10 protein-coding genes are annotated in these 14,648 nt (G+C 47.4%); 7 read left to right on the top strand and 3 right to left on the bottom strand.

Annotated elements, in window-relative coordinates:
• Window positions 1-43: 43 nt before the first annotated feature.
• From L865_RS22825 to cobO, 7 genes are all read left to right on the top strand, one after another.
• On the top strand, window positions 44-883 hold the full coding sequence (locus L865_RS22825) for an ABC transporter ATP-binding protein (protein ID WP_051484372.1): 840 nt from the start codon (window positions 44-46) through the stop codon (window positions 881-883).
• Complete coding sequence (locus tag L865_RS0101265) at window positions 873-1,910, top strand: FecCD family ABC transporter permease (RefSeq protein ID WP_425423592.1); 1,038 nt, start codon at window positions 873-875, stop codon at window positions 1,908-1,910. The genes L865_RS22825 and L865_RS0101265 overlap by 11 nt, the downstream gene beginning before the upstream one ends.
• 72 nt (window positions 1,911-1,982) lie before the next feature.
• A complete protein-coding gene (gene cobT / locus L865_RS0101260) occupies window positions 1,983-3,029 on the top strand; it encodes a nicotinate-nucleotide--dimethylbenzimidazole phosphoribosyltransferase (RefSeq protein WP_157577382.1) in 1,047 nt (348 codons plus the stop codon).
• 12 nt (window positions 3,030-3,041) lie between these two features.
• On the top strand, window positions 3,042-3,806 hold the full coding sequence (locus tag L865_RS0101255; protein WP_028771560.1) for an adenosylcobinamide-GDP ribazoletransferase: 765 nt from the start codon (window positions 3,042-3,044) through the stop codon (window positions 3,804-3,806).
• The gene (gene cobU, locus L865_RS0101250) at window positions 3,803-4,357 is read left to right on the top strand and encodes a bifunctional adenosylcobinamide kinase/adenosylcobinamide-phosphate guanylyltransferase (RefSeq protein WP_028771559.1); all 555 of its coding nucleotides are present in this window, start codon (window positions 3,803-3,805) and stop codon (window positions 4,355-4,357) included. Before L865_RS0101255 ends, cobU begins: the two co-directional genes overlap by 4 nt.
• Window positions 4,354-5,880 carry a cobyric acid synthase gene (locus L865_RS22820; protein ID WP_037470266.1) on the top strand — a complete coding sequence of 509 codons (1,527 nt, stop codon included), beginning with the start codon at window positions 4,354-4,356 and terminating at the stop codon, window positions 5,878-5,880. The genes cobU and L865_RS22820 overlap by 4 nt, the downstream gene beginning before the upstream one ends.
• Window positions 5,881-5,914: 34 nt before the next feature.
• Complete coding sequence (gene cobO / locus L865_RS0101240; RefSeq protein WP_051484371.1) at window positions 5,915-6,568, top strand: cob(I)yrinic acid a,c-diamide adenosyltransferase; 654 nt, start codon at window positions 5,915-5,917, stop codon at window positions 6,566-6,568.
• Between the two features lie 223 nt (window positions 6,569-6,791).
• Here cobO and ushA read toward each other — a convergent pair whose 3' ends face one another.
• From ushA to L865_RS0101225, 3 genes are all read right to left on the bottom strand, one after another.
• Window positions 6,792-8,525 (bottom strand): bifunctional UDP-sugar hydrolase/5'-nucleotidase UshA, encoded by a 1,734-nt coding sequence (gene ushA / locus L865_RS0101235; RefSeq protein WP_028771557.1) that lies wholly within the window; start codon window positions 8,523-8,525, stop codon window positions 6,792-6,794.
• Window positions 8,526-8,674: 149 nt separating this feature from the next.
• Window positions 8,675-11,314, bottom strand: coding sequence for an endonuclease (locus tag L865_RS24450; RefSeq protein WP_084632435.1), 2,640 nt, complete (start codon window positions 11,312-11,314; stop codon window positions 8,675-8,677).
• A gap of 74 nt (window positions 11,315-11,388) precedes the next feature.
• Window positions 11,389-14,643, bottom strand: coding sequence for an ExeM/NucH family extracellular endonuclease (locus L865_RS0101225; RefSeq protein ID WP_028771556.1), 3,255 nt, complete (start codon window positions 14,641-14,643; stop codon window positions 11,389-11,391).
• Window positions 14,644-14,648: the final 5 nt, after the last annotated feature.

The following is a 14,648-nucleotide window of genomic DNA, read 5'->3' as shown; positions in this document are numbered from 1 at the left end:
GCAACTACATTTCCACGGTGACCAAGTGGGAAGTCAGTTAGCGATGCCTGCACAAGATTGTCAACATCATAGCGATAATGCACTAAATGTAACTGATCTGCATTGGCATGCGGGTGAGCGCACGATTCTTAAAGGCGTCAACTTGCAGCTTGCTGCGGGTAAAATGTTAGGCATTATTGGCCCAAATGGCGCGGGTAAATCCAGTTTACTTCGTTGTTTATACCGCTACCTCACTCCCAGCCAAGGGCAAATCTGTTTATTTGGCAAAGATATTAGCCATTACCCTCTTAAGGCGTTTGCCCGTGAAGTGGCCGTTGTGCTGCAAGATACCCCACAGCATTTTGATATGACCACCGAGCAGTTGGTCATGTTAGGGCTGACACCCCACAAGTCAGCATTGTCGCTGACTAGCCAAGCCGACCATTTTGCGGTTGCGCAGGCCCTTGAAAAAGTCGGTTTATCCCATTTAGCTAAGCAAGCTTATGAGTACTTATCTGGTGGCGAGAAGCAACGGGCGCTGATCGCCAGAGCCATAGTGCAGCAGCCTAAATTGTTGATACTGGATGAGCCCACCAATCACCTTGATATCCGCTATCAAATTCAGATCCTTGAGTTACTGCATTCGTTAGGCATTACTGTGGTGATCAGTATTCATGATCTCAACCTTGCCAGTGCGATGTGCGATCAATTACTGCTGCTTAACCAGGGTCAAGGCATCGCACAGGGCATGCCATCACAGGTACTCACCGAGCAATTGATTGGTGATGTATTTGAGGTTTGCTGCGCCGTTGCCCCGCATCCACAGCATCAACGTCCGCAAATTACCTACTACTATGGCTATCAAGCCAGTGAAACCCATGCAGGAGGTAATGATGCAAGTTAAACGCACTTTGCCCAAGCAGCTTTATTTCGGCCTCATGGTAATGGCCATTATGTTAGCCAGCACGCTAACGCCGATGCTCGCGGCCAGTTTTGGCGCGGCTGACATTAGTTTTAGCCAAGTCTATCAAATGATACTGGCGCAGTTACGCGGAGATACGGGTCACTTTGGTGTCACTGAGCGGATTGTTATGGAACTGCGTATGCCGCGTATTGTGCTTGCTTTTGCTGCCGGGGCGGGCTTGGCCGTCGCCGGTGCTGTGTTGCAAACCGTGACCCGAAACCCTTTGGCCGATCCTTACCTATTTGGTATTTCCTCCGGTGCCTCCCTAGGCGCCGTGGTGGTGATAACGCTGCAGGGGCAAAGCGAGCTAGCTGCGCAGCTCAGCTGGCTAAGTTTGCCATTGGGCGCCTTTATTGGCGCGGTATTATCTGTGTTATTAGTGATGGCATTTTGTGGTGGCAGGTTAAGTATTCAGGTGGAGCGTATGCTGCTATCCGGTGTCGCCATCTCGTTTATGTTTGGCGCCATGACCAGCCTACTATTGTATTTCAGTGGTCCACAGGCCGCCGCATCTGTACTGTTTTGGAGCCTAGGAAGCTTTGCCAAAGCCACCTGGGCCGATGTGGGTTTGCCTGTGTTAACTGTGGTGGGTGCGACTTTGATTATTTTGTTGTTTAAGCGCCAAGTGATGGCAATGAAAGCTGGCGATGAAACCGCTCACACCTTGGGCATTGCCGTGGGGCGCTTGCGGGTTGGCATGTTGTTGCTGTGTTCATTGATAACCGCAGTGCTCGTCGCCAATTGTGGTGGTATTGGCTTTGTTGGCTTAATGGTGCCACATATCGTCAGAATGTTGATGCCCGGCCGCTTTGCGCTGCTAACCATAGCCTTAGTAGGGGGTTTATTCATGATATGGGTCGATGTGATTGCACGTAGTTTACTGAGCTATCAAGAGCTACCCATTGGCATCATTACCGCGGTGATCGGCAGTGGTTTCTTTCTGTTTATCTTAGCCAGTAAACGCTAGCAATAGTTCCAATAATAAAGCTAAAAATAATGATAAGTATAACGAATGACCTTGAGTTTAATAGGAAAAAACATGTTTCAAATCAAGCCCATTGACCATCAGCAAGATGAGACCATTCAGCATAAAATCGACAATAAAACCAAACCCCTTGGCGCCTTAGGAGAGCTTGAAAGTCTGGCCATGCAACTGGCACAAATTTTAGGGGATCCTATCTGTATTCATCGACCTAAATTGTTGGTTTTTGCCGGTGACCACGGCATTGCGGCATCGGGCGTCTCTATTGTGCCCAGTGAAGTGACCACTCAGATGGTGGTTAACTTTTTAGAGGGTGGTGCGGCAATCAATGCATTTTGTCGTCAAAGTGGTTTTGAAATGGAAGTCATTGATTGCGGGATTGCGCAGCCATTAGATATGCCTGGGCTTATCAATCAACGATTGGGTGCTGGAACCAATCCTATTCATCGTCAATCCGCCATGACCATTGGCGCAGTAAAGCAAGGTTTTGCTATGGCTAAAGCCCGTGTGGCACACCACCATGCACAGGGGACTAACCTGCTTGGTTTTGGTGAGATGGGCATCGGTAATACGTCGTCAGCGGCTGCGATTATGGCCGCGGCATTGCAAGTTCCTGTGGCCGATTGTGTTGGCCGTGGTACCGGCATTGATGCGGCGACCTTAAAGCGCAAGCAAGCCCTCATTGAAGAAGCACTACGCATTCACTCTGACAGCCTTGATGATCCCATTGAGCTACTGGCAGCGCTGGGCGGATTTGAAATTGTACAAATGACCGGGGCAATACTTGCGGCGGCAGAATTAAACATGGTGGTGGTAATTGATGGCTTTATCGCAAGCGCGGCGGCGATAATGGCAATAAAGATCAATGCAAATTGCCGTGATTACATGGTGTTTGCCCATAAAAGTGATGAGCGTGGTCACTTACTGATGCTGGAATTTTTGCAAGCTAGACCGCTACTTAACTTAGGGATGCGTTTAGGTGAAGGCACGGGCGCAGCGTTAGCTCTGCCACTTATCGAGGCTGCGGCGAGCTTTTTCAATGACATGGCAAGCTTCGATGACATGGGCATAGAGATTGATACTAAACAACCGCCAGTCAGCTAATCGGAGTAGGTTATGCTAGTAAGACAGTTGCAGCTATTTTTAATTGCTATTGGCTTTTTTACCCGTATCCCTATTCCTGCCAGTATCACCATTGATGCAGAACGGCTAAATCAAGCCAGTCGTTATTTTGCCGCAGTGGGGATCGTTGTTGGCCTAATTAGTGCGTTTACTTATCTATTGCTGGCCCAGTGGCTACCGGCATCTATCGCCATCGTTGCCGCGATGGTGATGAGTGTGATCGCTACCGGAGGCTTTCATGAAGATGGCCTTGCGGATACCGCTGATGGGTTTGGTGGTGGTTGGACGGTTGACGATAAACTTGCCATCATGAAAGACTCACGTCTCGGCACTTATGGGGCACTGGCGTTGGTGTTAGCCTTGCTGGCCAAATTTGTGTTGTTGACCGAAGTCGCGCTCATTGATGATTACTTTGTTGCCGTTGCTTTGGTTGTGGGACATTGTTTAAGTCGTATGTTGGCGGCCAGTATGATCTTTTCAGCGACCTATGTGCGCGACACTCAAAGTAAAAGTAAGCCGCTAGCGAGCAGCCAGACTGCCAATGAGCTTGGCATATTACTCGCCACGGGTGCCGCGGTGCTGTGGTTATCTCCGCTTGAACACTACTTATCACTCATCGTCTGCTTAGGGCTAACGCGATTCATCTTACTTTGGGGCTTTAAGCGCCAAATTGGCGGCTATACTGGGGATACGTTAGGCGCAGCTCAACAGGTGAGTGAGCTGGTCATTTACCTGTTTATCTTGGTGGTGCTGGCATGATCTCTTTAATATTGGGCGGCGCGCGCAGTGGCAAATCTCGATATGGGCTAAAACTTGCCAATCAAGCGAGTGGGCAGGGCAAGTGCTGTGTTTTTATTGCGACAGCACAAGCCTTTGATGATGAGATGCAGCAACGTATTAGCCGCCATAAAGATGAGCGCGCGGCCGATGGTATAGCCTGGCAGCTTATTGAGAGCCCACTGGATTTATCGACCAGTCTTGAAACCCATGCTACGGCAAACAATTTTGTGCTGGTGGACTGTTTAACCTTGTGGCTGACAAATCACCTGATGCAGCAAAGTGATTACGCGGTTATCAAAGCGCAATTACTTAATACTTTACAGCAACTGCCGGGAGATGTGGTGTTGGTAAGCAATGAGGTTGGCACGGGGGTGATACCAGCAGATCCGTTGAGCCGACAATTTGTCGATCAAGCCGGTTGGTTGCATCAAGCCTTGGCCGAGTTAGCCGATGAGGTGGTATTGGTCACCGCAGGTATTGCTCAAGTGCTCAAATCTGCGCAGCAGGCGCATGAGCGGTGCAGAACATGAGCCAACAACAGAGAAAAGTCGCGCAAAACATATTAATGGTTCAAGGGACCGCGTCCGATGCGGGTAAGACCACTTTGGTGGCGGGGTTGTGTCGCTACTTTGCCAATAAAGGATGGCAAGTCGCGCCATTTAAACCACAAAATATGGCGTTAAACAGTGCTGTGACCGATGATGGCGGCGAAATTGGCCGCGCCCAAGCCTTACAAGCCATCGCTGCGCGAGTGAAACCGCACACCGACTTTAATCCTATTTTGCTTAAACCCAGTTCCGATAGCCAAGCACAGGTGATCATTCATGGCAAAGCGTTAGCCAATATGGAAGCCGCTGAGTATTTCGGTAAAGACAGCCAAGGCTATCGAGTTAAAGCGATGGCGGCAGTCGAGGCGTCATTGTTTCGCTTACAGCAGCAATATCAATGTGTGCTGGTGGAAGGCGCGGGCAGCCCAGCCGAAATCAACTTGCGTGAAGGCGATATCGCCAATATGGGCTTTGCTGAACACGTGAATTGCCCGGTGATTATCATTGCTGATATCGACAAAGGTGGGGTATTTGCCCATTTGGTGGGTACGCTGGCACTATTATCGGAATCGGAGCAAGCGCGAGTGAAAGGCTTTGTGATTAATCGCTTTCGCGGTGATATAAGTTTGCTGCAATCGGGGATTGACTGGCTAGAGCAATACACCCAAAAGCCGGTACTCGGGGTGCTGCCCTATATCAACGATTTTCATCTTGATGCAGAAGATGCCATCGATAACGTGCCAGCCAAACAAGCCGCCAGTTTTAAAGTGTTAGTCCTCGTCTGGCCGCGCGTCAGCAACCACACCGATTTTGACCCATTGCGGCTTAACCCCGACGTCGAGTTTCAATATGTGCATGCACAGCAGCAAGTCGACTGGCAGTCACTGCCTCAGGCCGATCTGATTATTCTGCCTGGCAGTAAGAATGTGCGTGAAGATCTTGCGGTGATGTTACAGCTTGGCTGGGATAAAGCGATACAGCGGCACTTGCGCTATGGTGGCAAAGTACTGGGCATTTGTGGTGGTTATCAAATGCTAGGCTTAGCGATTGACGATCCTTTAGGCATTGAAAGTACAGCTGGTGAGTCTGAAGGGCTAGGTTTACTGCCAATAGTGACCACATTAACGGCCAATAAATGCCTGACACAGGTTAGCGGCCAACTGCACTTAGACGGTAAGCAAGCGCAATTGCAAGGTTATGAGATCCACTGTGGGCAATCACAACTGCTTAATCAACCTCGGCAACCATTGATACTCAGTACTGATACCGCCAGTGAATTTTTTGAGGGGTGCCTCAGTGATGATGACCAGATTTTGGGTACCTATGTGCACGGCCTATTTGATCATCCCCAAGCGGGTCAACTGTTACTGCAATGGGCGGGTATGCAAAAGGTGCAGGCGATAGATATTAGCCAACAACGTGAAATGCAATTACAACGACTTGCCGATGGCATCAGTCGCCATTTAGACATGGCGGCAATTGAAGCCATCATTACTGGTGAGTAGTAACAAAAATAATGACTCCATTTAGGACGGGACCATGAGCGCAGACAATCAACAAGGCAATCAAACAACGAATGATAGCCAAAGCGAACGCGATAAAGTGAAAGCTGAGCGCCATAAAGCGAGACAGCAAAAGGTTAAAGAGGGCGTCGATGCCAAAATCGCCAAAGCGCAAACAGAAAAAGGCGTGCTATTGGTATTAACCGGTAACGGCAAAGGCAAGTCTACCGCAGGTTTCGGCAATATCACCCGCGCGGTAGGCCATGGCAAGAAAGCAGCCGTGGTGCAGTTTATTAAAGGTAACTGGCCCTGCGGCGAGCGCAAAGTGCTGGAGCAGGTTGGGGTAGAGTTCCATGTGATGGGCACGGGTTTTACCTGGGAAACCCAAGACAGAGAAAAAGATACCCAAGCGGCCCAAGCTGCGTGGCAAGCAGCAGAGAAATTATTGCAAGATGACAGCATCGATATTGTGCTATTTGATGAGCTGACTTACATGGTGACCTATCACTACATCGAACTTGAGCGCGTTCTGGCCGCGTTGAAAAACCGCCCGCCGATGCAACATGTGATTATTACTGGCCGCGCGTGTCATCGCGAGATTATTGCACTGGCGGATACCGTCAGTGAAGTACAGCCTATCAAGCATGCGTTTGAAGCTGGGGTTAAAGCACAAATTGGCTTTGATTATTAGGCTGCAATGGTGTTGTCGTTTATTAAAATGTGCCATGTTACATATTGTCGCTTTACGCTGATGCTTTATTTGAGTTTGTCCTAAAGGTTGGATCGACTTTAATATCTGTTTAGTCACATGGCACCTCTAATAATGAGTGGTTGCACGATGGCTATATAAAAACAGTGCTCAATTGATAGTTTGAGCACTGTTGCTTGTTTTAAGCTTACCTTAAAAAATAAGTCTAACGGCCACAGCCTTTGCTGCTTCTTGAGTTGATGTAGCGTACCTCTTTGGTTTTGTTATAGTCGCCAGGATCTAGCGTGCCATTTTGCTTGATGAATTGATAAAGCATATCCGCATCAATAAAACCGGTGTCTACCGCTTTGCCCTTGAGTTTAGGGTGCTTATTACCGCCTGCTGCATTGTAGCTAGGAAGGGTAAAACGATATGTATCAGTTGCTCGAAATGGTTTGCCTGCAATCGTTTTAATATCAACCTCTTTAGCTTTGCAGTCGACGGTCATGTTAATGCCGCTGAAGTGGGCAAAACCACCTGAACCTCGAGTCTTAAGGGCAACTTTGGCAAGGTACTTGTTTAGTTCTGCACCTTTCATCTCAGTCACTGTCACACTGTTAGAAAAAGGCTGCACTTTGAGTACATCTCGATAGCGAATAGGGCCTTTTTTGATCGAGGCGCGAATACCTCCTGAGTTCATGATGCCAAAATCGGCAGGCACAGGGAGTTGGGTTTGAGCATGGGCTATCATTATCCCTAGCGGCGTAGCTTGGTAACGAACGACTTTTCGTTTTCCATTAAATTCTGCTTTAGCCAAGCCAATTTGTTCTCTTAACTTAAGTTGACCTTTTCGCTGATAAGGACGAAGCAATGCTAGCGTTTCTTCATCTTTTGGCGTCATCATATGAGGCGGATAATAGGAGCCAAATTTGGTTTCTGTATTAACAGGTACTAGCTGGTAGTTTGCTAAATGTAGTTTGCCATCATAATATTCAAAATCTGCGCGACCAACATACTTTCCCCATTCGTAAGCTTGCATGATCCATGTGCCATTTTTTTGATCAGGTTTACAAGGCTCATCTCGGCCATAATCTTCTACATACTCTCCAGTGTCAGCTTCCATACATACGGGGAGCTGTGAATGGCCACCGATAATCGCTTGCACTTGACCAGGTTCGAGGCTTTTAGCAAGCGCTACATCACCGGGAGCATTGCTGCCATGTCTGCCATTTTCATAGTGGCCCATATGGGTAAGCCCGAAAACAAGATCCGGTTTATGCAGCTGTTCAAGCTCAGCTAAGACTTTTTTCGCTTCAACTTGAGCTGAGGTGAATTTTAGCCCTGCAACGTATTCTGGATTACCTATTTCAGCGGTATGTTCGGTCGTCAGGCCAACGACAGCCAGTTTCAACCCCTGAACCTCAAATAGCTTGTAGGGTTCAAAGTAACGCTGCCAATGGCCATCAACTTGGTGATAAATATTGGCTGACAACCAAGGAAATTTTGACCAACTTCTTTGCTTATCCATGACTATTGATGGGTTATCAAATTCATGGTTGCCCACAGCCATAGCATCATAACCTAGGTGGTTCATGCCGATAAAATCTGGCTCGGCATCTTGGAGATCAGACTCTGGTACACCAGTATTGATGTCGCCACCAGAGAGCAGTATTGTCTCTCCGCCTTGTTCTGCGACCTCTTTACGTATCTGATCAAGAATGGTTTTTCGAGCAGCCATTCCGTACTCACCTCTTGAGCCTTGCCAAAAACGACCATGATGATCGTTGGTATGCAGCAAGGTGAAACGTTTACAGTCATCACCGGCAGCTTGACATAAAATAGAGGCAGTTGATTTGGGCGTGGCTTCTACTTTTTCTTTGCCACAGCCACTCAAAGTTAAGGTGAGAGCAATAGCTGAGCCAGCGAGAAGGAGGCTAGAAAATGGGAGTGAAGTATTCATAGTAATCCTTCAATATTATTCAGATAAGCGCTGCTACTCACCGAGTGGACTAGTTTTAATAGTCAAGCACATTGGTAAAGGGGAAAGGCAGCGTTAAAAAGCAGCACACAGAGTGATTCTGGTGCTGCTTTTGTAGGTTTAGCTGATGATTAGCCTTGGCGGCGACGCCACCACATTAACGGTAGCAACAGAGTCATTAGTCCTCCTAAGCTACCCGCTCCATCTGGCTTAGTCCAACCTGATTCTTCGGTATTTGTCACCTCAATACTTACTGTTTGCTTGAAGCTTTCTTGATCAACCGTTGCCGTGAGCTCAAACACAAGTTCCTGGTCTATATTGACATTAGGTGAAATGACTTCAAGTACAAGACCTGTCGCGCTAAATTCTGCTGACTCTCCAGATATTTGTTTCCAGCTGTATTGAATCCCTTCCGGCGCATCAGTAACCTCGGCGGTAATCGTGGTTGTATCACCTTCGATAACTTTAGTGGTACCAGTAAATTCCACTGTCAGTGTTAAAGGTACATTAGTCACGGTCAGGCTAACCGCTTTGGTGGCTTCCAATGTACCGTCGCTGATGGTCAAAATGAAATTTAACGTCTCGTCAGCTGTTACCTGTGGTGCTGTTAGAGGCAAGATCGCTTCATTGCCAATAACCATTTTGTTGTCTTCAACAACCTGTTCCCACTTGTAACTAAGGGCTACGCCTTCGTCAGCTTTGATTGCTGAGGCATCTAGGGTGTATGCAACGCCCTCATCGACACTTTCAGGCGCGACGATATCACCTTCGGCGACCAAACCTGGATTTGGATCGTCACCACAGACTGCGCCATAGACTTGCTGTACTAACTCCGGACGGTCGATGAACGGGTTACGGTTGCCTTGGTATTTATAAACTTGGTTATTTCGATTTTGCTCGTAGGTATCAACAGCATCTAATTGGTTCCAAGCATATAGCGTACACAGTGTTCCAATCAATGGAGCGCTATCTTCCTCTGTCGACGTTAATCGGTCGACGGCAACGAGATCTGGCATTTGAGTCGTAGCAGTATCCGTACCTTGATAGCGAGTATCCATATACATGATCATACGAGCGACATCACCTTTGACCTCATTGCGAGGTTCCCAGCAATCGATGCTTTTATCCAGATAGTTACCTGTGCCTACACCATTAAATAGCACCTCTTCCCCTGTATCTTTACAGGCACCAAAGTCATTATTACTTCGTGCAGTGTTGATACCTGGATCCGCAGGGCGAAGGTGATGAGCATCGGTATATCCCCATTGAGATTCGCTAGGGAAACCATGACTCTTAGCCCAAACGTGTTCGCGGTTCCACTTGCCGGTGCCACTGCCACTGGTTTGGTTGTCGTATTTGGAAATAGAGTGACCAGTGTAGATCTCAATAACATTCTTATCATCGGCAGGATCTTGGTCTGCATAGGTCAATGTGCTCCAAACCTGCTTATAGGTTAGTTGCTTATGATTTTTTGCAATGATCGCTGATAGAGCGTTCTTCAGGTCATTGGCCGTTTCAAAGTCACCACTGAGTATATCTGAGTAGTAGATTTCGCCATTAAACGTTGCCGGATCCGCAACCGGAGTGAGTGTTTCACAACCCGAGCAAGGGCCTGTTTCAGGCTTTGGTTCAGGAGGTGTGACAGAGCCATCACAGGCTCCTTCTCCAGGGCAGCCAAGACCGTCAGCCGTGTCTACATCGAACATAGCCCACTGGTTATTGGCACCAGGAAAATCGGCTTCTGCGACTGTGTCACCAGCAGTGACGCTAACTTTGCGACGAAGTGTCTTGTTGGCGGTAGAGAAGCTAGGATCATTTGGATCAGTCCAAGCCGAGCCCGGATCTTCGCCACGCTTACCAAAGCGATCGATAACGACATCATCTTTGGTTAATACCAATGCATCATCACCGTTAAAGTAAGTGACAGTAGAAGCATTACCCACTTTGAATGCATCAGCGGCACCAGAGTTATGGAATACGGTACTCTTACCTGGGTCTAAAATGCCCGTTAAGATCTCGGTATTACCAGGCTCAGTTTTACCATTACCAAATAACGTGAGTTTATAGACGTTGGCATCGAGATCGATGGCAGTACCACCAATATTGGAAATTTCAATCGCTTTATTGTTGCTACTGCCTTCGATGTACTCAGTTAGCAGCAGTACACCGGGAGTTGCGGTTGAACTGCAAGCTGTTTCACCAGCGCAACCAAGACCATCCGCAGTGTCAGTATCAAACACTAGCCATTGATCGCCACTTGGAAAGTCTGCGGTTGCATCAGTATCACCTGTCGTCACACTAGCTTTGCGGCGTAAAGTTTTATTAGCGCTAGAGAAGTCGGCATTGTTAGGATCGGTCCATGCTGAACCAGGGTCTTCACCTAATTTTCCAAAGCGGTCAATAACAACATCATCCTTGGTTAGAACCAAAGTGTCATCACCATTGAAATAGGTAATTGTTGATTCAATTCCTTTTTTAAATTCATCAGCAGCGCCACCATTATGGTAGATAATGCTCTCACCTGCTGCTAGGGTTCCGGTCAAGGTTTCTGTTGCGCCCGCATCGGTACCGCCGTTGTTGTAACGACGTAATTTATAGTCTGCAGCATCTAAGTCAATGGCGCTGGAGCCTACGTTAGAAAGCTCAAGGGCTTTGTTGTTGCTGCTTCCTTCGATGTACTCAGTAATAACCAAATTTGCATTAGCTGCACTCGATAGGGTGCCTAAAAACATGGCAGTTGCGGCGGCAACTGCATTCATTTTAATTCTCATAATCGTATCTCTTTCGAATCTTTGATGGGAAGCGCACAGCCTGAAGACTGGCGCTTCATTGTCGAGATCAACGCTTACTTGCGAAGACGACGGCGTATAGCTGCAAGCCCTAACAGGGATAGCAAGCTGATGACGCTAGTGCTTCCTGCACTGCCATCACCACCGGTGTGATCAATCTCTTCTTCAACAATGTCAGCAATCAAGGTATCGCGATTAGATACCTTGGCTCGGAAAGTTTGCTTAGAACCTTCAACAACTTTGCCATCACGCTGTAGACTGACGCTTACGTTGTAAATTGCTGACGGTGCACCAAAGACTTCGAAGTTAATCAGCTTTGTCACATCGTTAGAGAGCACGACATTAGGCAGTACCATTTGACTCAAATCTAAGCGTTGCTCATCATCCTCTGGGCTCATGCTAATGGTTGCTACATCGCCAACTTGAGCAGAAGTCGCTGCTGGGATCTGGTATGGAACCTTGATCAGTTTTCTTAGTTTTGGCAGATTTAGAGGCACGTTAGCATCTGCATCACCTGGTTTATAGCTAAGGGTAATGAGTGCTGGGTCATGGTCCGAAGCTCGATAGATATCTGGCTTATAGAACTTATGTGTACCTGTTCCATCAATGCTACCTTTAAAGCGGTTTTGGTAGTCATACAGGCCTGTTTCTGCTGCATTAACATGCCAGTCAGTGGCATCAATCACGCGATCTTTTAGGGAAGGTGAGATCAAGATGTGATCAAGTGAACCTATTTCGTCACTGAATGAGTAGCTCCAAGGAGTCTTGCCCTTCTCCTTAAACTTTTCACTGACGATATCGATGTAACCATATGTCTTGGTGATGGTGGCAGCTGAGCCATCTTCATTAAACTGTGGCTTAGGTCCAAGGAAAGTGTGACTTGCAGTAACGATAGTTTTGTTACGTGGATTCTCCGTAAGGACAAGTATCGGATCTTCTTTACCGTAGGCGTTCAAATCACCCAAGATGATCTTATCCCCTGGGATATCCTCCATCTCTTCACCTAAATGCACAGCACCGGCTACACGGAACTCGGCACAAGACCCTTGGTAGTCCAGATCTGGTGCGGTGCGATTGTTCCAAGTCGTGGCATTACCAAACTCAACACCTTGCCATTCTTCCCAACAAGTAGAACCTTTTGACTTAAGGTGGTTGACGGCGAGTGTTAAACGCTTACCTGTTTGGTTAACGATAAAGGTTACTACCAAGGCGTCACGGTGGTAATTCTGACCGTTCTCTAGAATTTCCTCGTTCTGATCTTTGATCACCTCACCTAAGTCGTTCACTATGGTAGGCGCTTTCTGTTGAGGCATTGGGATAACGCGAGTGCGCTCAATGCTCATTTTGCTTGGACGATAGATGATACCTGTCGCAATGGCGTCTGAACCAATGGCGTCTAGGTTATCCAACATTTGATTACCATTGTTGTCAAAGCCAACAAACACATAACGGTTCTCTGTGGAGTTCGGTCCATTGTAATCTTGAGCGCGCTCATCCACGTACTGGACATTGACTTGATTGACAATCTCAGCAATAGCACTGGCATCACCAAAACCGTTGTTTTCAATCTCCATTAGGGCCATGACATCGGCATCTTGAGCACGAATAATCTCTACCAGCTTGGTTCTCTGGTTAATATATTCATCGTAGCTATCTGCTCCTCGGCTCTGACCAAAGTTGTTATTGTCGCCACCAAAAGGAGAGTTAAAGAAGTTAAATAGGTTCTGACTAGAAATGCGGATAGCAAAATCATCTTCTGCCACGGTGTCTTTCAGGTCGGGTTTCTCTGTCCGTGGTAAGTTGTGAATAAAGTTATCACTGGTCAACTGATTGGTTATCGTCAGGCTATAGTCCTGGTCAAACTTATCAGTGCCGGGGATTAACTCAGTTTCATATTGACTGATCACACCTTGCGCGTTAACTAGGCTGTCGTCGATGCGAATATAGTTGGTATGCGGGTCACTATTAAACCCTGCATAATAGGGGATTTCGGTGCCGTTGGATTTAGGTGAGCTTTCAATCACCAATCGGTAGTCATTGTTTTGCTCGTAGGCGGCTTTAGACTCTGGGCTGCCAGCAACGTGCAAGTGGTTAGGTTGCAAGTTAGGACGCTTATAAGCGGCCACCATGTTGTTACGGTTATGGCCTTTGCTACTTAATAGATAGTTGTAGCTAAAGCTACGCGTGATGCGCATATCTTGATCGCCATCAGTGTGAGGATCGAGATCTGCAGGCAGGTTAACCAACATACCTTCATAACGCTCTAGCGTCTTATCGAAAGAGCCATTATCTGCACTTATAACTTCAATATCTGTCGGCTGGGTTAGGATGTTAGTATCTGTGACGTTCCAGCTAAATGCGGTATCTGCAGACAGTTGAGTCTGACCTTCAAACTCAGCAACTTTACTGCCGATACAAACAGTCTGACCCACTTTTAATTCGCCCGCTGCACTAGAACTCACAAAGATACCATCTGAGGTTTCTGGATTGTTATCAGAAACAATATTACGCAGGTAGAAGCCTTCGTTAGGGATAGCAACTTTTGCTGAGACAATACCCTCTACAGCCACTTTTTCAGCTGATTCGGTTTCACCAGCAGCAATCAGAGGCGAGGTAAAGCCTGTCCCTTGGATTTCGCTAGGAGACATGATTTCATTGCTATTGGTTGGACATGTAAAGATGTCCATGATGTCTTCAGCATCAGCAGCAGGAAGCTCTGATTTACCTAGATCATCAAATCTCATTGGTAAGATATTCTGCCACTTAGTCGCATCGAACGTACCAGATTGAGCCGGATTGTTACCATCAGCGGCTTTTTTACGGCGCAAAGTGGTATTCGGTGCCCATTTACTGGTCTCATTTACAGCACCCACACGATCGATAACGGTATCGCCATTTTTCAGGAAAAAACCATCATCACTTGTCATAAACAGGTTATTGTACTTATTACTGGCATCGTATGTAGAAACAACAACAGTGCCGCCTTGAGTCGTAATGGCATTGCGAAATTCTTCGCTAGATCTGCTATTGACTACCACCATAGAAGCACCCGGTGCGAGTGTGTAACCCGTCAGCAGGGGCTTAGCATCAGCATTAAGCAACTGGTTGTCGTACTTGCCGCTAGAGCGTTGGAATGCGGTAACGTCATCGGTGAAAGTGAAAGCATCAGACCCTGTATTGGTGATCTCAACCGTGCCAACATTGGCATCGGTGCTTTGGGTCATTTCGGTGATCAGTAAGTCTTCAACGCCAGCGAAGGCGCCCATGCTGATAGTGCTGGCAATGGCCAACGATAGGAAACTTTTTTTCATAGTAA

Source organism: Shewanella waksmanii ATCC BAA-643 (assembly GCF_000518805.1).
GTDB classification, from domain to species: Bacteria; Pseudomonadota; Gammaproteobacteria; order Enterobacterales; family Shewanellaceae; genus Shewanella; species Shewanella waksmanii.
The sequence above is the reverse complement of the archived record's forward strand: the minus strand, read 5'-3'. Positions and strand labels throughout refer to the sequence as shown.